Source organism: Pseudomonas sp. NyZ201 (assembly GCF_049860765.1).
Lineage (GTDB): Bacteria > Pseudomonadota > Gammaproteobacteria > Pseudomonadales > Pseudomonadaceae > Aquipseudomonas > Aquipseudomonas bharatica.
The window spans coordinates 688,855-710,344 of sequence record NZ_CP187557.1 but is presented as its reverse complement, the minus strand read 5'-3'; the positions used below and the strand labels follow the sequence as shown (position 1 = coordinate 710,344).

Annotated in this window: 17 protein-coding genes and 1 pseudogene; 6 read left to right on the top strand and 12 right to left on the bottom strand. The window is 53.3% G+C overall.

Annotation, left to right across the window (positions count from 1 at the left end):
- Window positions 1-250: 250 nt before the first annotated feature.
- The gene (locus tag ACPFMA_RS03170; RefSeq protein ID WP_425929672.1) at window positions 251-1,069 is read right to left on the bottom strand and encodes a helix-turn-helix domain-containing protein; all 819 of its coding nucleotides are present in this window, start codon (window positions 1,067-1,069) and stop codon (window positions 251-253) included.
- A 178-nt stretch (window positions 1,070-1,247) separates the two neighbouring features.
- Between ACPFMA_RS03170 and ACPFMA_RS03165 the strand changes: the two genes are divergently transcribed.
- Together ACPFMA_RS03165 and ACPFMA_RS03160 are read left to right on the top strand one after the other, a co-directional pair.
- On the top strand, window positions 1,248-2,690 hold the full coding sequence (locus tag ACPFMA_RS03165) for an alanine/glycine:cation symporter family protein (protein WP_064302101.1): 1,443 nt from the start codon (window positions 1,248-1,250) through the stop codon (window positions 2,688-2,690).
- Window positions 2,691-2,784: 94 nt separating this feature from the next.
- On the top strand, window positions 2,785-3,774 hold the full coding sequence (locus ACPFMA_RS03160; RefSeq protein ID WP_425929671.1) for an asparaginase: 990 nt from the start codon (window positions 2,785-2,787) through the stop codon (window positions 3,772-3,774).
- A 200-nt stretch (window positions 3,775-3,974) separates the two neighbouring features.
- Here the strand turns inward: ACPFMA_RS03160 and ACPFMA_RS03155 are convergent, their stop codons facing one another.
- From ACPFMA_RS03155 to ACPFMA_RS03145, 3 genes are all read right to left on the bottom strand, one after another.
- Window positions 3,975-4,418, bottom strand: coding sequence for a hypothetical protein (locus ACPFMA_RS03155; RefSeq protein ID WP_158467725.1), 444 nt, complete (start codon window positions 4,416-4,418; stop codon window positions 3,975-3,977).
- 33 nt (window positions 4,419-4,451) lie between these two features.
- A complete protein-coding gene (locus tag ACPFMA_RS03150) occupies window positions 4,452-4,868 on the bottom strand; it encodes a hypothetical protein (protein ID WP_425929670.1) in 417 nt (138 codons plus the stop codon).
- Between the two features lie 658 nt (window positions 4,869-5,526).
- Window positions 5,527-5,808 (bottom strand): helix-turn-helix domain-containing protein, encoded by a 282-nt coding sequence (locus ACPFMA_RS03145; protein WP_071533994.1) that lies wholly within the window; start codon window positions 5,806-5,808, stop codon window positions 5,527-5,529.
- 83 nt (window positions 5,809-5,891) lie between these two features.
- Here ACPFMA_RS03145 and ACPFMA_RS03140 point away from each other — a divergent pair, with 83 nt between their 5' ends.
- Both ACPFMA_RS03140 and ACPFMA_RS03135 read left to right on the top strand, forming a co-directional pair.
- Window positions 5,892-6,344, top strand: a complete 453-nt coding sequence (locus tag ACPFMA_RS03140; protein ID WP_425929669.1) for a hypothetical protein — start codon at window positions 5,892-5,894, stop codon at window positions 6,342-6,344.
- Window positions 6,345-6,911: 567 nt separating this feature from the next.
- Entirely contained in the window at window positions 6,912-7,214 is a 303-nt protein-coding gene (locus ACPFMA_RS03135; RefSeq protein ID WP_425929668.1) for a hypothetical protein, read from the top strand.
- A gap of 171 nt (window positions 7,215-7,385) precedes the next feature.
- Here the strand turns inward: ACPFMA_RS03135 and ACPFMA_RS03130 are convergent, their stop codons facing one another.
- The 4 genes and pseudogenes from ACPFMA_RS03130 to ACPFMA_RS03115 form a co-directional block, all read right to left on the bottom strand.
- Window positions 7,386-8,720, bottom strand: coding sequence for a three-Cys-motif partner protein TcmP (locus ACPFMA_RS03130; RefSeq protein ID WP_425929667.1), 1,335 nt, complete (start codon window positions 8,718-8,720; stop codon window positions 7,386-7,388).
- 17 nt (window positions 8,721-8,737) lie between these two features.
- Entirely contained in the window at window positions 8,738-9,481 is a 744-nt protein-coding gene (locus ACPFMA_RS03125; protein ID WP_425929666.1) for a phage Gp37/Gp68 family protein, read from the bottom strand.
- A 241-nt stretch (window positions 9,482-9,722) separates the two neighbouring features.
- Window positions 9,723-10,901 (bottom strand): three-Cys-motif partner protein TcmP, encoded by a 1,179-nt coding sequence (tcmP, locus tag ACPFMA_RS03120; RefSeq protein WP_425929665.1) that lies wholly within the window; start codon window positions 10,899-10,901, stop codon window positions 9,723-9,725.
- Window positions 10,902-11,131: 230 nt separating this feature from the next.
- A pseudogene (locus tag ACPFMA_RS03115) lies at window positions 11,132-11,471 on the bottom strand (magnesium chelatase domain-containing protein); the annotation flags it as partial.
- 392 nt (window positions 11,472-11,863) lie between these two features.
- Here ACPFMA_RS03115 and ACPFMA_RS03110 point away from each other — a divergent pair.
- Both ACPFMA_RS03110 and ACPFMA_RS03105 read left to right on the top strand, forming a co-directional pair.
- Entirely contained in the window at window positions 11,864-14,347 is a 2,484-nt protein-coding gene (locus ACPFMA_RS03110; RefSeq protein ID WP_425929664.1) for a DEAD/DEAH box helicase family protein, read from the top strand.
- Window positions 14,348-14,493: 146 nt separating this feature from the next.
- Window positions 14,494-15,459, top strand: coding sequence for a type I restriction enzyme HsdR N-terminal domain-containing protein (locus ACPFMA_RS03105; protein WP_425929663.1), 966 nt, complete (start codon window positions 14,494-14,496; stop codon window positions 15,457-15,459).
- Here the strand turns inward: ACPFMA_RS03105 and ACPFMA_RS03100 are convergent.
- The 4 genes from ACPFMA_RS03100 to ACPFMA_RS03085 all read right to left on the bottom strand — a co-directional run bounded on the left by ACPFMA_RS03100 (window position 15,456) and on the right by ACPFMA_RS03085 (window position 21,375).
- Window positions 15,456-15,833, bottom strand: coding sequence for a PrpF domain-containing protein (locus tag ACPFMA_RS03100; protein WP_425929662.1), 378 nt, complete (start codon window positions 15,831-15,833; stop codon window positions 15,456-15,458). The two genes, ACPFMA_RS03105 and ACPFMA_RS03100, sit on opposite strands and share 4 nt — an antisense overlap.
- A 121-nt stretch (window positions 15,834-15,954) precedes the next feature.
- Window positions 15,955-16,152 (bottom strand): hypothetical protein, encoded by a 198-nt coding sequence (locus ACPFMA_RS03095; RefSeq protein WP_425929661.1) that lies wholly within the window; start codon window positions 16,150-16,152, stop codon window positions 15,955-15,957.
- A gap of 564 nt (window positions 16,153-16,716) precedes the next feature.
- A complete protein-coding gene (locus tag ACPFMA_RS03090; protein WP_425929660.1) occupies window positions 16,717-16,929 on the bottom strand; it encodes a hypothetical protein in 213 nt (70 codons plus the stop codon).
- A gap of 378 nt (window positions 16,930-17,307) precedes the next feature.
- The gene (locus ACPFMA_RS03085) at window positions 17,308-21,375 is read right to left on the bottom strand and encodes a KAP family P-loop NTPase fold protein (RefSeq protein WP_425929659.1); all 4,068 of its coding nucleotides are present in this window, start codon (window positions 21,373-21,375) and stop codon (window positions 17,308-17,310) included.
- Window positions 21,376-21,490 lie beyond the last annotated feature (115 nt).

Sequence of the window (21,490 nt, the reverse complement as noted above, 5' to 3'; positions counted from 1 at the left end):
GTGTTTCCTTACGAGAAGTCTCGTGATCAACGACAGTTTTTCAGACTCGCGCATTCCATGGGCGCGAGCGGGGGCACAGCGCAAGGCACCAAAAAAACAGGGAAGAGAATGTGGATGTGGCTCCAGATCAGACCGACAGGAAGGGGCTGCCACCCGGGCCTGATCGAGCGAAGTGGCAGCTTGCCATTACAGACAGGAAAGATGGGATCAAGTTTCAGGCGGGGAGAAATTTTTACCGGCCTGCTCAGCCCTATTCGATCTCGAACAGGCCATTGCGAATGGGTCCGGCCGTCAGGCGCTCGCGCACATCGTCATCGATCCGCGGATCGTCCGGGCGATACAGCTTCACCTGGCGATAGGCATTGATGCGGTTGATTTCCGGACCGAGATATTCCCAGACCACCCGGGTGCAGGCCGGGGTGCGCCGATCACCGCTGGAAACCCCGGTCTTGAGGCCGTTGAGACGGGTGATCCGGCTCTTGAAACTGGGGATCAGCACCGTCTGGCTCATCTCGTTGACAGTGAGCGACTCGTAATCCATCAGGAACACCCGGTCCTGCAACTGGAAGGCCGCGCCCAGATAGCGGCAACGCACCCAATCCTCGGCCTGCATGTCGGTGCTGCTGGAGCGCTCCTGACGCTCCTGGCGCTCGAAAAGGTAGTTGCCGTTGTCTTCGTACAGATGCACCAGGGACAACAGAATGCTGCCCGGTACCGACATGCAGTTGGAGTATTCGAAGTAGTACCCGCAGTAGCGCGACAGGTTGCCGGCGTGCTCGCGCAGCGGGCGCAGCAGCTCAAGCAAGGGATCGTTCTGCACCGGGTTCGCCACCGTGGCGCCACGCGCGCCGATCAGCCGGGCGAACTGTTCCGGTGGCAGGCCAAGTTCGTAATCCTCGACCCCGAAGAAATCGCCAATGCGCTTGAGGTTGTACGCCGTCGGTTGACTCTGCCCGCTCAGGTACTTGTTGAATTGCGCCCGGTTGATCGAGAGCTGGCGGCAAACCTCCGAGATAGAGCGATAGTGGCTGCAGGCCAACTTGAGGTTGATACCGAGGTTTTCACTCATGGAAACAGTTCCGGCTGATGCGACAGGCGCCAGTTTAGCATCAAGTCGCACCAAAACAGAGCAAGTGGCGAAATTGTAACCGTAGTTGTCATGCCCAAACATGCGCGCCATGGACCTGGTGCTTGCACGCCGTCCTATCTGTCTTTCATGCAAAGAATAAGAATCCGAGGTCACTTCCATGCTCGAAGCGCTCAACGATTTCCTTTCGGGGAAACTCCTCATCGTGCTCATCGTCGGACTGGGTAGCTATTTCACCATCCGCTCCCGTTTCGTCCAGTTCCGCCATTTCGGCCACATGTTCGGTGTATTCAAGGAATCGTTGCGCGGCCAGGCTGGCCAGCTGAGCTCTTTCCAGGCATTGATGCTGAGCCTGGCCGGTCGGGTTGGTGCGGGTAACATCGCCGGTGTCGGTATCGCCGTGACCCTGGGCGGCCCGGGCGCCGTATTCTGGATGTGGGTCACTGCCCTGGTCGGTATGTCCAGCAGCTTCTTCGAATGTACCCTGGCCCAGGTCTACAAGCGCGCCGATGGCGATGGCCTGTACCGTGGTGGTCCGGCGTACTACATCCAGCATGGCCTGAAGCTGAAGGGCATGGCCGTGGTGTTCTCCCTGCTGCTGCTGGTCACCTACGGCTTCGCCTTCAACGGCCTGCAGTCCTACACCGTGACCCACTCGCTGCAAAACGCCTTCGGCTTCGCGCCGAACCACACCGGCATCGCCCTGGCCATCCTGCTGGCGATCGTATTCGTCGGCGGCATCAAGCGCATCGCGGCAGTTTCCGACCTGCTGGTTCCAATCAAGACCCTGGCCTACATCGGCGTCACCCTGTATGTGATCGGCACCCAGATCGACCACGTTCCGGCCATGCTCGAAACCATCTTCAAAAGCGCCTTCGGCCTGGATCCAGCCTTCGCCGGCCTGCTGGGCAGCGCCATCGTCATGGGCGTGAAGCGTGGCGTATTCGCCAACGAAGCCGGCCTGGGCAGCGCGCCTAACGTCGCCGCCGTCGCCGCCGTGAAGCACCCGGGCGCCCAGGGCGTAGTGCAGGCATTCAGCGTATTCCTCGACACCTTCGTCATCTGCACCTGCACCGCACTGCTGATCCTGCTGTCGGGCTTCTACACGCCGGGCTTCGAAGGCGACGGCATTGTCCTGACCCAGAACTCCCTGGCCGCAGTCGTCGGTGACTGGGGTCGCATCTTCGTCAGCGTCGCCCTGTCGCTGTTCGTCTTCACCTGCATCCTCTACAACTACTACCTGGGCGAGAACAGCCTGCAGTTCCTGACCCGTAACCGCATGGTACTGATGGGCTACCGCGCCCTGGTCCTGGCGCTGATCGTCTGGGGTTCGGTGCAGAACCTGGGCACCGTGTTCGCCTTCGCCGACATCACCATGACCTGCCTGGCCTTCGTCAACCTGATGGCCCTGGCCCTGCTGTTCAAGGTCGGCCTGCGGGTGATGCGCGACTACGACGAGCAACGCAAGGCTGGTATCTCGCAGCCGGTGTTCGACTCCGCCAAGTTCGCCGACCTGGACCTGGACCGTGCCGCCTGGCCGGAAGGTGTCAAGGCTGAAGCCGCCGACACCAGCGTTGCCGGCGCAGCGCAAACCCAGCGCTAAGTTCGACCCGCTTCTCGCTCCAGAAAGAGAGCCGCCCCTTCGCGGGCGGCTTTTTTTTGCCCGATTTTTCTGTTTTTGCTTTGGAAATCCCCTTATGCGCGCAGTCAAGAATCTCCTCGTCCTCTACACCGGCGGCACCATCGGCATGCTGCAAACGCCCGAGGGGCTGGCCCCGGCGGGCGGTTTCGAGGCGCGCATGCGTGCCTGGCTGGACGCTCACCCCGAGGCACCACGCCCCGACTGGCGCTTGCAGGAAATGTCGCCGCTGCTCGACAGCGCCAACATGCAGCAGGGCAACTGGCTGGCAATGCGCGATGCCATCGTCGGAGCGGTGAAGCAAGACGGTCACGATGGCGTGCTGTTGCTGCATGGCACCGACACCCTGGCCTACAGCGCAGCGGCCTTGTCGTTCCTTCTCCTTGGCCTTGACGTGCCGGTGGTGCTGACCGGCTCGATGCTGCCTGCCGGCGCCCCGGACAGCGATGCCTGGGATAACCTCGCCGGCGCGCTGGCGCTGTTCACCCAAGGGCTGGAGAACGGCGTGCAGTTGTTCTTCGCTGGCAAGCTGATGTCTGGTGTACGCGCCAGCAAGCTGCGCAGCGAGGCCTTCGATGCATTCGCCGCCCTGCCCCGTCATCGCGAAGGCGAATGGGCGGCGGAATTACCGACCATGCTCAGCTACTGTCAGCCGCGATCGCCGGTGAACCTGGCCGTGCTGCCGATGTACCCGGGGATCCAGGCGGCTCATGTGCGAGCGCTGCTGGAGACCGGGGTTAAGGGCCTGCTGCTGGAGTGTTACGGCAGCGGCACCGGACCGTCGGATGACGAGGCGCTGCTGGACGCCTTGCGCGATGCGGGCCAGCGCGGGGTGCTGGTAGCAGCGATCAGCCAATGCATGGAAGGCAGCGTGGTGTTCGATATCTACGAGGCGGGGAGCCGACTGCGGGATACCGGGCTGGTCTCTGGCGGCGGCATGACCCGGGAAGCGGCGCTGGGCAAGATGTTCGGCTTGCTCGGGGCCGGGCTGGACCTGGCGACGGCGCGGCATTGGTTTGCACTGGATATGTGTGGGGAGCGGGCTTGACGCCTGGCTTCAGGGCATCTCGCGTCGATGGGCAGACTTCTGACCAAGACGGTCTCGGAGCGTGGCTTGCCCGCCAAGGGCCGCAAAGCGGCCCCAAAGCCATCCAGCAAGGACCGCGCCTAGCTCAAGACCTGTCCTCTGCGTGAACTCCCAAAGGGATCACCTCAGCGAGAACCTCGAGGGCAACCTCCGAGGTTGAATCAGCGCTTGACCAAAAACTGGCCTTCGCCCAGATACTGGAGACAAGGGCCACGATCCGATAGCACACCGCCCTCGCCAACCAGTTCGTATTCTTCAGCCAGAAACTGCTCTGCGGAGACACCTGCCCCGTCCTTGAACATCGCCAAGCCGATCAATAGAACAGAGACACCAAGAAGAAAGACAAAAACCAAGTGAACTCTAATGTACTGCACGTCAAACGTACCATCGATCAGTTTCACTATCAGGTATCTGTGGCCCACCGCGAAAGCAAGCAGCCCATTAATTACGGCAAGAACACCCACAACAACAAGCAGCAGAGCAAACAGTCTGAGCCTGGGCCTAGCAGAAGGATTGGCACTCAGAAAATTTTCATACATTTCAGCGAAGCGTGAGACCTGAAACTCCTCTCCAGCCGAGGGGATTTCAATTTTAACTTTCGCCACTACTCCACCACCCGATGCAGCTTCAGCAGCGATTCAATATTTGACACGGAACTTACCTTCACCCAGGTATTTGACGGGCGCGTAGCCTTCACTAAGCGGTCCCTCATCATCAAACAACGCATACTCGCGGGCCAGATACTGCGCAGGAGAAACTCCCGCCGCGTCGCCGGAAAGCTTCACAGCAGCGAGCATTATGAGGCTGCCTATAGCCGACAAGGCTTTGCTCGCCATACTGGCAGGGCCGACCAGCAGATTCCATGCCCCGATAAGAGCCATAACTCCACCGATCACCAAAAATGCTAACGCCAGATAGTTTGGCTCGACCTTGCGGGAAGGATCTTCGTCAATAAAGGCAGCATAGGCCTCCGCAAAGCCTGGCACATGAAATTCTTCACTCTCTTCCGGAATGACAACTTTCAGCTTTGCTTTCTGGGCATCTTGCTCGGACATTTTCAGACTCCATAAAAGGAGCCGATACTACATCCACGCAGCCCTTTTCGATCATGGCCAGCCAGCACGACTGGAAATTCAGAAAAGTCCTACAAGCAAGGTAAAAAAACCATTTTTAAAAAGTGCATATTCACACAGCCTTAGCCGTATTCTTATATTTTCGACAAATAAAAACCCCACGAGAAAACTCGCGGGGTTTCAGGATTTTCAGTTCCGAATTTTACAAATCAGAACGGTAATAGGCACCTTGAAGCTTCACGCTTGCAATAAAGCCATGATCTCTATGGTTTTTCTCAGAAGCCGTAAAAACTTCTGTAAAATTTAGGCCGTTATCGACCTAAATTCTTTACGTTTGTGGGTTGGACCTCATCAAGATCACCCTACTGCTGCTAGAGGGCAGCTACCTTCCTGGTGGAGTCACCAGGCACAGTGCCATTCCATGCTACAACCACATGCTCAGCCAACACAACACCACCGCACGTTCTTCTCCTACCAAGGCCCCCAACCCGCCCACATGACGTGGGGCTGGCAAAGGCGACGGTGCGGTAAAAGCCGCGGCTCGACAGCACAACTGGGGATCGGCATCAATTGGTTGTCAAATCTGCAGCCCTGCTGAATGCGGTTTCACTAGGAGGAAGGTGTATTTTCGGACGCCTATCTAGAGTCCAAGTTCTCCCAGCTCCCCTCGGATTCGCTCCAACAGCTCCTCAGTGCTTTTACCGTCCGCTATGGATAGGTACCCAGCAAGAATGACACTCGCGGGATGCACTCCGAGCACATCGGACATCTGCTCGATCTTGTCTAGCGACGGGCTCCACCTGCCCCGCTCGAGATTGCTGATGTAGGCCTGGCTCGGCCCTAAGCATTCCTGAGAGAAATTTCGTTTCAGCCGATACGACTTGAGCACCGTACCAAGCGCACGCTTGAGTTCCGATCGCATTGAAGCAACTCGCAAAGGGAACGATGAAGCCGCTTCGATGCGATCTGCACTATACTGTACACAGTATATTTAGAGATCCACTGATGTTTCGGACCTACCAGCACGCAAAAATCGATCAATTTAGTCTTTTTGGAGGGGATTCCACCGCATGGAGCTATGTGGAACACAACATCCATAGGCCCTGGTTCTACGTCGCCACCCAGGAGCAGGATGGAGATTTTGTGCAGCATCCGATGCTGATGCTGAGTAACGACCAGCTCCTCCAATCTCTCGTGAGCGACCAGGAAAGCGGGTTACGAGTGGAAAGTGTGCTGCTCATTACTCCAGACCATGTCAATCACGCTGGTCGGTGGATGATGGAACCCTTGGAGTCGATTTTGCGGTTTAAATCTGAGGAAGGCAGTGCATACGTATACAGAGTTCTAGGTGATAAAACCTACATCTACGGGGACGCTGAGATCGCATCCCTGGAAGGAGCAAGCTACGAGACAATCTTCAGCAGCTCGATGCTCTTTGATACCGCGCAAGAGCCGTAGCCATGGCGGATGGTGAGTGAGCTTCAATAGTGGCCACACGGTAGCTCTAGCCCTAAACCGGTGATCTCGGCCTTTCCGGGACTAGTGGAGAAAACCAGAGAAAAATACTTCAGCCGGCCAATCGCCCAACTGGCTCGAAATCCGCGCTGTTTGAAAGAACCGCGTTCAGAAAGCGACTGCGCTTCGAGGTTCGCTCTGCTAGTACAGCTCTAGCATCGGCGCGCAATCTCTCTTCTTTGACAGCTTGCGTTTCCTGCTTTGTTTTTTTCACCTAGTACTCTCCAATTGCCAGGATCCGCGCCCCCCTCGTACCGAGCATCAAGAATCAGCAGCGTTTTCGGAGGATGCCTCGAGTATCAGGATACATCAAATTGCCCAGCCGACGACCGCATGCGAAGCGACTACGGACACGACGGCCAGTAAAACTTGCCCTCCCCCAAAGCCTACTGTTCGTGTCTCAAGCAAATGCGGCCTCGATCGGCTTGGGGCCTCGTACGACGGCAAATTGCATATATGCACCTAATCGATCCAGTGATCTCATGTGAGAAACAAAGAAGAGGTCCAAGGATGGAACCCATCGGCTTTACCCTGATCGTTGCTGCAATCGCATCTCTCGGCGGCTGCGCCCTGTACGACAATGCTAAAAAGGCCCAAGTCGAGAGTGTCGGAACAGCGCAGTCAGCGGCGATTGATTACGAGTTCAGAGCGGGTGATCAGATGACGATCAAGCATGCCAATAGTGCGCCGCAGAAGTTCGCAAGCACGGCCACTGCAACTGACAAGGTCTTAGCTGTCATGGGCATGCCTTCCCTCAAAGCCGCCCCACCCGGCTCATTCAATGGTGGGCAGTACGAAAGGTCGACGCGTTGAAGCAGGTCAGCCAAGCCAAAACTCCCTGTCATGCTATATCGCCATCTTTCGAGTCTACCCATTTGGCTCGACTCTTTCGATGGCTAAAGATGCTTGTCCAGTGGAGCCTGGCTGCGGCGGGACGCTCTAGCTCAAGTTGAGCTTGGCCGTTGCTGGGGGAGTCACCGGCAATCACTCGTCTTCGAGCTCCGTTTTTCCCTTCTGGACCATCGAGATAGGAGGTAAGAAAAACATCGTCCGCTGCGCCGCTGGCATCAGGATATCTGAGGGCTTGATGCTGCTGCCCTTGCGGCGCTTGGTGCCACTGTCCTTGTCGTAAACCTCTATGTCCTTGCACAGAATTGGCATGTGGAGGGCCTCGCGAACGATGCTTTCGTTGGCCATCGTGCCGTTGGCCATGCTCTTCATCATGTCCTCGAATGTCTGTACGGGCTGTTGGTAGATCTGTCTGGGCAGCAGCTCGGAGAGCTCTTTCTCGATGCGCTTTCCGGTGACGCTATCGAAGAAGTGCTCTTCACCGAAGCCGAGGTTGTGCTGATCGGAAACCTGGATGTCGCGCTTGGTGTCGTAACCCACGAACAACGCGGGCGTCATCGCGTGCGAAAAGTGGTTGCCATATTTCCAGTGGATTTCCTTCATCACGGCGTTGGCGCGATAGCTCTTGGCGAGATGAATGAACCAGTAGGTGCGACGGTTAGCGCCAAACGGCGTTATGAAAAATACCGTCATGAAATCTGCGCCGCTTTCTTTCAGTATGCCCTCTGCCAGGAAGCGCTGAATGATGTGCTGCCATTCGTGGGGCCGAGTGGCCTTGAAGGAACGGAGCTTTGCCCACGGAATGTATTTTTCAAGGTCGATATTATGGAGCGCCTTACGATTTTCCTCATGGTCAGAAAGATAGTCAATCAGGCTGTCAACGTTGAACGTCAACAACACCTCTGCGTTTTTCACTTCCTGAAAGATGGTGCGGATGCTGGAGAAGGGCACATCTTTATAAGCGTACTGATCCAACAAGAAAAGTGCGCGTTGCGAGAACTTTAATTGCTTGATCTGATTTATTAGTGCAGGGAGCGCGCTGGTAAACCTTGACTTTATCGGAAATACATCCTTGTTAATTAAGTGTGAATATCCTTTCGAATTAAGCACTGCGTTCAGATAGTTGATGTTTTCCTTTTTGATGTCCACAAAGTAGTACTTTGCAATTACTTCGCGGTCTTGCTTTCTCTGGATATTAATCTCCGCAACTGTCTCGCGCACAGTTTCCAGCGCGATGATCGGCGATCCATAATGGACGCCAACACCGTCATCGTCTTTATAAATGCCCCCGCCGCAGAACCCATCGATGATGCTGATTCCGATTCGTGGAATCATCTGGTTGCTCATCACGACCGTTATGTAAGAGCGGATATAATCCTGAATGATCTTGTGCTTAATCTTGCTATGGGGGTCAATCTGAGGATATGTCCCGGTGGAAATATTCCACTTGTATTTTTCATCCTTGGCCATCCGGTAAATCCTTTAACTCAGGCTAAATTCAACAGGGGTATCTCATCCCAGGTCTGGCCGTTCAGCAGCCGCCCGTTTGCTTTTTTAGAGCGTTTGACGCCATCCGCCCCCCAGCCGCCCCATTGCTTGAAGAAGAATGCGGAACCAGAGGCATCGCACTGGCGATGAATGTTGTCGACCCATTCTTGCTGCATGGGACGCGCTTTCGCACCCGACTCGCCTCCAACGATCACCCAGTGGATATCGGTCAGGTCTATTTCACCGAGGTCTTCCAGAAGGGGCTCCGCCGAGAGAAAGCGGATTGTTGCATTCACACGGCGCAAGCAGTCGATACGAGGAACGCCATAGGCCTTGTCTTCGACCGATACGCCAAGCCAGGCGTTGGTAGGTGGAACGCGCTTACTGAAGTAGTCAGCCAGCCGTTCTGCGCGTTTGGTCAGAATTTGAAAGGTATGTTGCGTAGCCTCACGAATGACGTCAAAAACCTGATCGATGTAATGGTCAGGGACTTTTTCATGAAACAGATCCGACATGGAATTTACAAAATAAATAGTCGGCTTCTTGCGCTGAAGTGGTTCGCGCAGTTTCTCCGGGCGCAGGCTTAGCTTGAAACCATTCTCATAACCTGGAGTGCCCATGGCCTGTAGCCGGCGCGCCATGTTCTCGGCATAACAATGCTTGCAGCCGGGCGATACTTTGGTGCATCCCACGATGGGATTCCATGTCATTTCGGTCCATTCTATGCTCGTCTGGGTACTCATTGCACTGTAACTCCTGTCGTGCACGATGCTCATGTAAACCGGGCGCGACTCAAATGACTATCACCTTAGTGTTTGGCATTTCTGTCCGTGGCCCTGCCAAGTTAGAAGCATAACACATTTGCCCGACAATCCCAGTAAAATAATACTTGTTTAATATATTATTTGCCCGGTGATTTCATGGTGTGTTCAAACTTTATTTTCATTGGCTGGTTTTTGGGCTGTCGATAGACAGCCAGCAAGTTTATTTTGCTAAAAGTGATTCTGCGCAGAGCACCCACCGTTCACTTTTTCGTGGCCAGTGAGGCCTTACTGGATTCTTTGTCCGCTTACGTACATCCGCATCCAGATTTGTGATTTTCCCTTCTTTAGCCAGGTCTTTGAATGCGAGTTGCAGGTCCGTCGGGTAGAGGTCGGATTCCTCAAGGAAGTTTGCCCAGCAATCGTTGTCCAGCAGCAATGGTGTTGCGGAGAGGCGTGTCAGCAAATACTTTCTTGCGAGCATTCTGTTGTCCCGAACGTTGACTGGCTCGGGCTGATCTTCAGGGGAGGAGAATAGATCATAAACAGGAGGCCTCCTGCTCGATTGCTGCCTCAGTTTGGTCTCGAACTGACTGACACGCTGGACCATGTCCATTTGCTCGGCGGCATCCTTGAAGACAATGAGCCCCATGGGGTGTCGCGTGAGGTAGATGAGGAAGTACAGGACGCGGTCCATGCCAGGCCGCTCAACGGTGACGTGCGCGGTCCTGCCGTTGTAAAGGTTCCCCATCATCTGGCGGTACTGAAAAACAATGATGTGCTGCCGCTCGGTTGCTGTCTCTTCGCCTGAGAAAGTGATTGGCTTACCGAGCAACTCTTCAACGTTAGCCTGCTGGGCTTTCATCGACATCGCTCGGTTGACGAAGTCGTACATCAGGTTGATGAGAAATTCGGCTTTGTTCAACGCCAACAGCGGCGCCAGTACCGGCGCTGTGATGACCTTCCAGCCCTTGGGGTCGATGAAGAAGAACGTGAACCCCAGTTTTGCCCAATTCGCGATGTCAGCAATTTTTGTCGTGTAGTCGCCGTGGATGCAGCTGGCGTCTACGCCACTGCCCGTGTTGTTGGACAGGAATCCCTTCAGTTTCGCAAAAGCTTCGTCGTTTTTCTCGATATACAAAGCGCGGAATTGCACTTTCGCGCCATGCCGCTCTTCAAGCGACTTCGCGCAATCCTTCATCAGGCTCAACGAGATACCAATGGAGGTGTCGTGCAAGTCATCAGATTCTTCCGACCAAGGGCCGGCGAAGCAGTCGACGTAATTGATCACTTTCTCACTGCGGCCAATGATCATGAACAGCCGCTGTAAGTAAGTTCTCAGAATGGTGTGCTTGACGTACGCCTGCTCTCTACCCTGATACTCCGTTGGTATAAAAGACATTTTACTTCCTTGTTGACCTCTGCTCGGCTAATCGTGTTGAGCACATTGTAGTGGCAATACGATATCGTAGCGTGGGGCAGGTTGTCATGGCTGAATCCTGCACCGCGGTGGGAGGTCAGTCGAGTTCGTTGGACTGGTCGTCTGCTGCCCGAGGGGCACAACCGCAAGCGCGGCACGCGCCATTGTTCGCCGCGTGATCAGCCTATCCACTGCAAATTTCAGTCGCATTGATGGTGCGGGTGACGAAACGGCCTTTGTGGGCAGCAATCCAGCGGCTTGGGATCCGCCACTGACTGGATCGCTGCCGTCTCCAGCACCTCACGCTTGTCCAGCGGCGGCAACAGGCCGGAGGAGGCCGCTGAACAGCAGGTTCTAGGCGCCGGCAGCGGTCACCACCAGCACCCGCGCAGCACCCGTGTGGCGAGCGCAACGGGCAGCACGCCCTGAACCGGTCTCACGGCGCCCGACAACGCCAGTTCGAAGGCACTCCACCGCGTCCAGCGTTGCCAGCGGAAACTCCCTGTTGGCCGCCAGCAGGCTTAGGGCAATGGTCAGGTCGAAGCGCTCGCCTACGGGTTACATGCTCTAACCATGGACAATCTTGCCGGAACCACGAATTTGCAGCGTGCTTCGCTATCGGGATGATGTCCCCTAGCTAGGGCGCTGGATATGGACACCGAGCATTGAAATGTCCATGACTAGCAGGATGAAACGCCAACCGAGCAGAAATCAAGCGATGCCCTAACTCAAGTAGCCGGCAGCAAGTTTTTCGCCAAGTGGCTTGCTTCGACGGTGAGCGACATCGGAGCGGCATTCTGAGAGAAAAACCACGCACATCTTAGGGGTTGCGTTTTTTCACGTCTTGGCGTATTAGCGCTGAAGAAGTGGCGAGGTGATATCGCTATATCTGCCACCCCTTTGATCCAACCTGAAGTAATCGCAATAGACAGGGAAAGCGTCCTATGATCGATTTTTCAAAACTGCAGACTGGCCAAAACAGCGATACTGCATTACAGCCTCGGGATATCTTCAATTCGTTGCCTGGAAAGGAGAAGGGGAAATACCAGTATCCACGAGATGTCCAATCGAAAGTTTGGGAGCAGTGGCACAGTAGGAAAAATGAGAGCAACCTTGTTATTAAGATGAATACTGGCAGCGGCAAAACAGTCGTCGGGCTGCTATTGTTGAAAAGTTGCTTAAATGAAAGGAAGGGGCCGGCGGTATATGTAGTTCCTGACAACTATCTTGTTGAGCAGGTTGTTCAGGAGGCAAAGTCTTTAGGACTCTCAGCGACAACTGATTACAACTCGCATGGCTTTCTTCAAGGCAAAGAAATACTGGTAACCAATATTCACACTCTAGTGAATGGCATGTCTGCATTTGGTGCCGGTGATCAAGGTATAAAGATAAATATTGGATCGCTTGTTGTCGATGATGCCCATGCATGCTTGGAGACAATAGAGGATCAGTATACCATCACATTGCCAAATTCCAGTGAGTCGTACAAAGGCATTTATAAGGCCCTGCGAAACTCGTTGCTGCAACAGAGTGAGCCAAGGGTTTTAGAATTGGAGAGTCTGGATCCATCCATTCAGATGCTTGCGCCGTTCTGGGCATGGCAGAGCAATATTAGTGAGATAAGCAGGCTGCTAATTTCCGAAAAGAACGAAGAATACCTAAAATTTAAGTGGCCGTTAGTAAAAGAAAATCTGAAGCTATCACGCTGTGTTGTGAGCAGTTCAAAGATAGAGATTTCCCCTCACTGCATACCGATCAACTCAATACCCAGCATCGAGTACGCAAAGCGTAAAATATTCATGACCGCGACTTTGGCAGATGATAGTGTTCTGGCTAGTCACTTCGGCATAACAGATCCTCGAGCATATGAGGCAATATGCCCTGATACGTATGGTGATGTTGGCGATCGACTGATATTAATGCCGCAAGTGATAAACCCCGAGCTATCAGATGACAATATAAAGCAACTTTGTTCGCACGCCAAGAAATTCATGAACGTGGTTATCATTGTTCCGTCAGATTACCGCGCCAACTACTGGAGAGATGTTGCAGATTCAATTTTGAAGAAAAACAATATTCATGCGGGTATCGCATCGCTTAAAAGTACCAAGGCGGGGCTTACAGTGTTGGTCAACCGCTATGATGGTATCGATTTGCCCAATGATGCCTGCAGGTTATTGGTCATAGACGGACTTCCAGACGTCAGACGCATGATCGACAAAGTTGAAGAGGGCATCTTGTTAGGAACGGATCGTACAGCTACGCAAATAACTCAGCGAGTTGAACAGGGGATGGGGCGTGGCGTTAGATCAAATGATGATTATTGCGCTGTTCTATTAATGGGTAAGACCCTAACGCGCAAGCTTTATGCCAGTTCAGGCGTGCAAAATTTTTCAGTCGGTACGAGAGCTCAGTTAGATCTCTCTGAGAAAGTAGCGAGTCAGATTGCCAAGGCTGATCTCAACGCTATCTGGGAGACCTTAAAGTATTGCTTGAATCAAGATCCAAGTTGGGTCTCCGCAAGCAAAGGCGCATTAACGAGCCTGACGGCCACCCCGACAAGTAATGTTGACTCAGTCACTATTGCACTTCGAAATGCGTATGATCAGGCGTCCTCTAACAACTCAAAAGATATTGGAAGAAATATTCTTAACGCTGTCGAGTCACCTAGCAAGGTAATGAGATCATATTTGAAGCTAAGAGCGGCAGAATATATAAATCTCTACGATCAAGTTGAAGCGCAAAAGCTTGTGCTTTCTGCTGCCAATGACAACCCCAGAACCTTAAAGCCTATTGATGGAATCGGTTACCATAAGCTGGAGGGTGAGCTTCTGGAACAGGCGAGAGAATGCAAAGATTATTTGCAAGGTTTCAGCAACCCCAATATGCCTATAATCGAGCTGGACGGTATATTAGAGGAGCTGAAATTTGAGCCAGATACAGCTCCGCGATTCGAGTTGGCTTTTGCACAGCTGGCGAGATTTATAGGATTCAGCTCGCAGCGGCCCGAGACAGAGTCCGGGAAAGGCCCGGATGTTTTGTGGAGAATAGGTCCAAGTCAGTACATTGTGATCGAGTGCAAAAATGGTGCAATAGCCGAATCCATAAATAAGCATGATTGCAATCAGCTAAATGGATCAGGCGAGTGGTTTGAGAATAAATATGGCAATACTGTTTCGTACTTTCCAATGATGATTCATCTCTCCAGGAAATTTGAGCATGCAGCATCGCCAAAGTCAACCACGAGAGTAATGGATCTTGATAAACTCGAGCGCTTAAAGAAAAATATTCGAGAATTTATTAAGTCTGTGTGCTCACAGGGCTTGATAAGTGATGAGGCGGGAATTAGAAGTCAGCTTCTTCAGCTGAAGCTAAGGCCTGTGGATTTTGAAGAGTTTTACACTACGAACTATATTGCGACCCGTTGAAATAGTCCTGATCGAAATTGGTTTAAGAGCTAGGCGACGCTGAAGTGTCGCTTAGACTAGTTCTTCGCAATGGCAGTTAATTATGCGATGAATTCTAATTACCAGAACATGGCCATATAAAATACATCTGGCTTTTAGGATGCATAGTGGAGCTCAATGAAGGTGAGGTTAGGCAAAGACTTATTGATCGACTTCTGGATCTAGGATATCCAAAATCATCAATACTCTTAGAATTCGCCTTGGTAGCAAGTAATGGCGCCAAGCCAAAAATCGATGTTGCCATTCAAGATCCTAGTACAAATCAATTGCTGGCTTTTTTTGAAATAAAGCGCAGTGTAAGCAATTTACAGGGATCAATCGATCAGGCGATCGCATACTCAAAGTTACTGTCGAAGAAGGTTCAGGTTTTTGTATATTCTTTAACTGGCAGCACTGAATCCCTGTTCCTTGTAAATTTAAGAGAGGGCAGTGCCTCACAAGTGGTAGATCTGCCGTCGTTTGACTCCCTGAAGCAAGTTAATGTAAACGAAGAAAAAGATCGAATATCCGTAAGTGACGTGAATAAGAACAAAGCGAAGAATTGGTCTGCCACGGTTGCAGGCATGGCATCGTCAATTGCTGCAGTCGCCACTATTTCTATGCTCTTCGGTTTGATATCGAACGACAAAAAGGTATTAAGCAACGGTGATTTGACAGAAAAAATAATTGGATTGCAAGCTGAGAACAGTAGGCTAGAGTCGGATATTGGATCACTACGTGCTGAAGTCAATGGATTATTGACCAGTGTGAAAGCTATCTCTAGTGCACCCGGTGAGCATGGCTGGAAAACTGAAGCTGAACTGCTGGGTGCCAGATTGAACGCGGCTAGCATTAAACTTGATGCCCTCGAGACAGCAATCACTGCGGACCCCACAAAAGCCTTAGCTATACCAATGCTCAGAAAAGATCTAACTAATGCTGAAAAATCCATTAAATCCGAGTTGATGCAAACTAAAGCAGAGATTGATCAAATGTATGACCAAAATAAGTGGTTTATAGGCCTAATGTTCACTATTGCGCTCAGTGTTTTAGGTATGGCTGCGAGTAGTTTCTTCAGTCGAAAGGAAAGCTAGCGACAACTAGAATGGAGGTCGCGGCATCTTTCCTGTTCTATCAGGCTGATATCAATTGTCCACAGCGCTAAGGAAGGCGGCATGTTTCCGCAGTTGGCGCTCCAGTCGATGTCACCATAGTTACTGGCAACCTGGGCCAGCGTTCTGATCAGGTGCCGGCCGGAGGTGGGAGCTTTGATGCTAGCCAGGAATACTTTTTGGCTGGTCGCAGGCCCGCGCCCCAAAGCTGAAACCTGACGGTTGCCAGGGGCTTGGCCAGGCTGGTGCACACCCATCAGGTGTCGGATCAGTTCATTTCGAAACCGTTCATCACTTGGAAGCAGTAGCCCCCAAATCATTACCTCGGTCAATGTTCCTCCCCGCATGTGGTGCACAGGGATCACCCAAACGCCGAAATTGAATCTGCATGAGACTCACGCGACCTAGGAAGCTGTGCTAAACCGTCAGTCCTCGGCAGGTAAGCCGAGGACGTCCTCTGCTTTTAAGGCGTTGTGATCAACGGCGTGATTGGGAATTGCGGAAATCCGACACTGCTTTTTGATATCCCATCCTTATCCCCATATTCACCAGCTCCGCTGAAAGCACATTGAACCCTCCAGCTTGAGCTACACGCACATTTGCTGCCGCGGCCCCATAAATTACACGCCCGTCGGGTAAAGAAAGCGGGGCATAGAAGTCGAATGCATCAGACATGGTTGACTCCTTAGAAAGGACACAATCGGTGGTGGATACCGTGCAAACGGTATCCTAGAAGCATAGACGCCGTTCCCCCTCCTACGCCTGGTTGCCTGACGATTTGCGTCGGATTTCTCTCGTTTTCGCCTGATTGAGGACTACCGTCCTCGTCACTGCAAGCCAAAGCAGAGTGGCATCCAAAGCTCGTCGCAAATCTGCGCACTTTGCTTGCCCACATTAACCAAAGGTTCGGTCTAACCACAATCGCCTGGCGGATGTCGCGCTCGAGGGTGCCAAAGCTGATGACCAAGAAGGCCATGACTTAAGAGTTGAAACTGTTCACCAGGTGAAGGGTGAATCCATCGGCGCTGTGCTCTACGTCGCTAACAAGGCCAATATCACCGCATTGCTGGACGGCACGGCTACGGAAGAAGGCCGCATCGGCTATGAGGCACTGACGAGAGCGAAAAACCTCTTTTGGCTAGCTGTCCCCAACAATTGCCTGGGCATAATGCGCGCCGCCCTGATCAAGGCTTGCTTCATGAGGTCTCAGCACGGTGAGAGCCAACCAGGCTCGCGCGATCACGCTGCTGGCGGAGCGACCACGGCCTTTTGTCCAACAAAAAGCTGGGTATAGCCGCGCAAGAAGTACTTGTTCGGCTCCTTTTTGACGTTCTCAGAATGCTCTCGCGACAGATTGGGCAACAGCACGTAGTTGATGAGAAACGCGTTCGCCCGCAGTATGCGCTTCTCAGCGACGCCGGTCTTCTCGGAAATCGTTTCGAAAGGCGCCATCGTGTACAGCGTCTATTTCTTGAGATTCTTCGCTTACGACGGTGGCTCGCAATGATTCTGTGATTTCTGAAGAGAGCGCAAGCTAGCTTGTGGCGACATGCGATTGGCTGCAAGAGATGCAGCGCAAAAAATAACCCTTAACCAACGGCAGCTTTGGGTCGGACAGCAACGGTCACACCCCGACCACCGCTGTAAGATCTCAGGCCTCCGTCTCCTCCGCCGTATCCAGGGCGTCATCGACTTCAATACCTAGGTAATGCACCGTGCGCCCAAGATTCATATGGCCCAGGAGCAGCTGAACTGCTCACCCCTGGGTGGATCCCGAGCCAAGCCCTGCCTGGCTCAGGATACAGGTATGCAGCTCCAGCTAACGCCCAATCATGCTTGTTCTTTATCTACGCGCTTACGCAAGGCTTTCATTTCCTTACTTTCACCGAATACTTCACCTACCACCTGAAGGTCATCCGCAGTCAGCGACTCGGCATTTAAACTTCGAAGGACTGCGGAGGTTCCCAGATCATGCGCCAGCTGTGCCAGATTAGCTTTGGTGGCCATAGATGGGCATTTGGGCATCCCATTCAGCAGTATGACGGCGACACCTGTTCGCGAAGTCTGATCGGTAAAGCGTTGGCTGATCGAGCCGAGGTCATCTTTAACTGCGGCACATGCCTCGGGCGCTGATGTCTGCTGCAGAATTCGCAGCGCCAACTGCAAGAGCACCTGCCCCGAGGGTTGCTGAGGTAGGGATCGGATCTGACGCCACAAGCGACGTTGAGCAGCATCCGGTGTCGCTGGATCTACGATGGCCTGGGAAAGAACACCGTAGGCGCTGGTGCCCATTGACCGCGTCCAGATCGTGAGGCACTGATCTGGTAAATCTCCTTTCCCGACCTGACCTTTGCCCACTATCAGCCCAGTGACTGCCTGCTGATTATCGGCATTCAAGTGTCTTGAGATTTTGCTCCATACACGTTCAAGACGATCGACCTCCTCCTGCTGCTCCCAATTGATAGTATCTGGTAGCGCAGCAGCCTGAGGCGCAGTCATAGGTGCGGATGACTCAACGAAGTAATCCTCGGCCTCGATCGAATCAACCTGCCACACATTGCAGGCAAGCTTCGTGAGATCGTCTTGACGAGTGGCGGCAACCAAATCCAGGTCAATCAGGGTCTGCAAGGATCGTAATACATGCCGCTTAGCCTCAGCACGGTTAGCATTCATAACCGTAAGCGCTTCAGTGAAGATCTTATCCCAGATATTGGTTAGGCCTACTGATGCAGCACTCGCCCAGGTCGGCCCGAAGAATTTGTGCAGTATACCGAGTTGCTTGACATAGCTTGTGCCTGTTGTGAATGAATTCTGCAGACTCGTCGCGATGACTGATGGATCAGCTTGCAGGTAGATCTGGGACAGACCGGAAAGGAGAACGCTGAGGTCTTCCGGCGTCCGGGACATCAGAGGCTGCATTCGATTCAGCGCAGTGCTCAGATGGCTTTGCAGTTCTGATTCTTGCCAGCTCTCTAGAGGGATGTTCTCAACTGCCAGCTTGTACAGTTGAACAAAGCGTATTGGCAGCGAAGCTGTTTTAAAGCCACTGTCAAAGTAAGCGATGACTGCGGCTTTGGCCTCGCTGGAGATACTGGAGTAACACTGGAACAAGGTCTCACAACACTGCAATGGCAACTGATCGGCAAGCGTCGCAACCCAATTTTGAGACGCACTAAACCGAAGGGCTTCGCCACGCTTGAGTACATCGAACAAGATCACTGCCTGATCTGCATAGTTCTCGCAGGTGATGTCATCAAGCAGTAAGAGAAGGCTCTCTTGAGCCTCGTCAGAGAGATCCCCTAGGCGGCTAGCTGTGATCTGAACCAGCCAGTTGAACCCCCTGCTGAAGTCCATCGACGTTTCTGGGTAAGCAATGAGCAGTTTGGTCAAATGGCTCAGGCATACGGACAATACATCCTTGCTCATCAGTGAGTGATGTTGCTCCATTACCGTCAACGCACAAGCTTGAAGTTCATCACTCACTAGGTTCAGGTAACGGATGACTATTGTCCAAAGCTGATCATGGCTCTCAAGTCCACCTGCAGCCAGTTGCTCGAACAACGCATTGATTCGAGAAGCTGCCCGAGGGAGATCCAACGGGGTTTTGCGATTGGCTTCCACCTCTACCGCCAGTAGGTCGGCATAGTCTGTGCCCAATGTCGCGAGAATCCGCTCCTCGTACGCAGCAATCCACTCCTCAAGCATGCTGAATGGGAACGCATGAGCTGCCCCATTGATGCTGATAGTTCGATCATGAATCCAACGCTCGAACATCCCTCCATGGGGTGGTGGAAGACCATGTACGGCCCAGATTTCGAGGAGGATATCTGCCACTGCCTTGGCCATCCCAATACCATCGTCCAAGCTTGGGGTCTGCATATTTTGCAGGCTCAAGCCAAACGAGGCTCCCTCGGTGCAGAGATCGCTGACGAGTGAAACTGCGACGCTTTGCTGCTGTTGCTTGTTGGCGAGTGGCAAGATAGTGGCCAACTTCACAACACCAACCATTGATCTGAGCTCCCGAGAGGTCGAGAGCTCTGTGCAAAGCGTGCCAACAACTAGCCCAACCGTGCGGGGTGGCAGGTCATTCAGGAGGTTAGCGACAACGCGCATGGCGTTGAGCCGGCGGCTTGGGCTTTCGAGATGAAGCTCACCAATCATCTGGTGCAGCAACCGAGCCTGGTCTTCGGTTAAGACGATCTTGTCAGCGCGCGGTGATAGGTGCTCGATGAGACCTTTAGTGTCGCCGGATACCAATAATCCATGGATCAGACGGGTGCCTGCGCCGAACTTTCGGCTGATGGGATCTTCGGACAGCAGCAAGAGACTTTGCAGTGAAGCCGGCCAAGGCACACCTACTAAGCTTGAGAGGAATTGCCTCAGCTCTCGGCACCCTTCGCGAATCTTGGTGAATTGCACATCCTCGCGCTGCTCCAGGGTCACATACCGCTTCAGCAAAAGTGGCTGGGTGTTAGACGGTGCCTCCAACACTGAACGGTCATTGACGAATATCTCAGTTAATTGATCTAGGAGCTCAGGGTCATCCTGCAGGTCACGATAGAAATCCGGAAAGCTGACTTTCGCAGCACTGAGGGCCGCTAGTGCTTCTGCGCTCCCTGTTACGGCTTTAGCATGCAACCCGCCTGGGCGCCCGTTGATGCCTTCGTTCTCGCGACGCTTGGCCAACCACCAGGATTGGGCAAATGCATTTACGATCTGGAGTGCATTACGAGGGTCGACGACGTTTACGTGGATCATGCGCTCAATCAACTGCTCTGGCGCAATGCTCTTGGCGCTGAGGTCATTGACGATCTCGGTGAAAGTCAGCAGGTGCTTAAGTGCGAACTGACGCATGTCACCACGCGGTGGTGGTGGTATCTCTAGACGGAACTGGAAAATACGATCCAGGTACCGCCGCGCGTCATTGTGGCTGAAGACCGTTCCTGGATGCTCGGGGTTGTGGCTGCGGCCCCGCCATAGTGCATCGGCAACCTTCGCTTCATCACAGGAAATGACAAACACTAGTCCGAGCCCTCGTGGGAGCTTATCCGAGGGAATCTCCATAAACGCTCGTACAGCATCCAGGCCAAGCACCATTTCCTCAGCGGAGAGACGGTCGAGGTCGTCGACGAAAATGATCAGGCGCTCGCAAGGATTGGGCTTGTTTCTAATCACCTTAGGTGGATTTTTGAAGGTCTTGAGTTGCTCTAGCAGCATTTCTTCATACTGCTCAGCACTGGCGCTGGGAAGGGACACCTTAGTGACCGAGCGGAAGCTATCGATCTTGGATGGCTTCAGATTTTTAAGCAGGTAGCTGTAGCCAGCTGTGAGAATCAGCGCCAGCGTCGATTGGACGATAGGTGAATCAGCGGGCGCGAGCTGGAGCCCAATCCAGACAAACAGCAAGAGCAGGGCCATGGCGATGAGAAATGCCGGCAACGGCATCGCCCAGGCGCGCCACAACTGAAGACCGTATTCTTTCCAACCCTTCCAGTGTTGCTCTGTGTGGGTCACATTCCGGAACAGCTTGTCGTGCAGGATCTTCTCGTCACCGCCAAGCTCAAGAAAGACATGCCTCAGCAGCGCCCGCTTGATGTCTTGGTCTTTGCCCCCAAAGCGCCAGGCATTGAAGGTGATGCTTTTGAATCGATCCTTTCTGGGCATGGCACCAGATGCAGCGTTGGCATCATCTACTAGTCCTTGCGTGTACAGCTCTTTGATCGAGCTCTTGCCTGTACCCCAACCGCCCAATAGGCCGATGCTGAATGGTGGTTGATGGTGGTCGGACTCCACAAGGCTCCTCAAAGCCTGAGCGAAGTGTCGGTGGCCAAACGCGTCATCGTGTTCATTACCGATTTGGCGATCTAGCACCGCCGGCATAGGTTCGTAAGGTTGCATGGACGTTCCTTCGTAAGCGAGGCATGGCTGAGGGCCAGCATAGCGAGACTAAAGGATCACGAAGACGAACTCTAGTCGGCAAATGGCCGACGAAGTTTGCCCCTGCAGTTCCGTC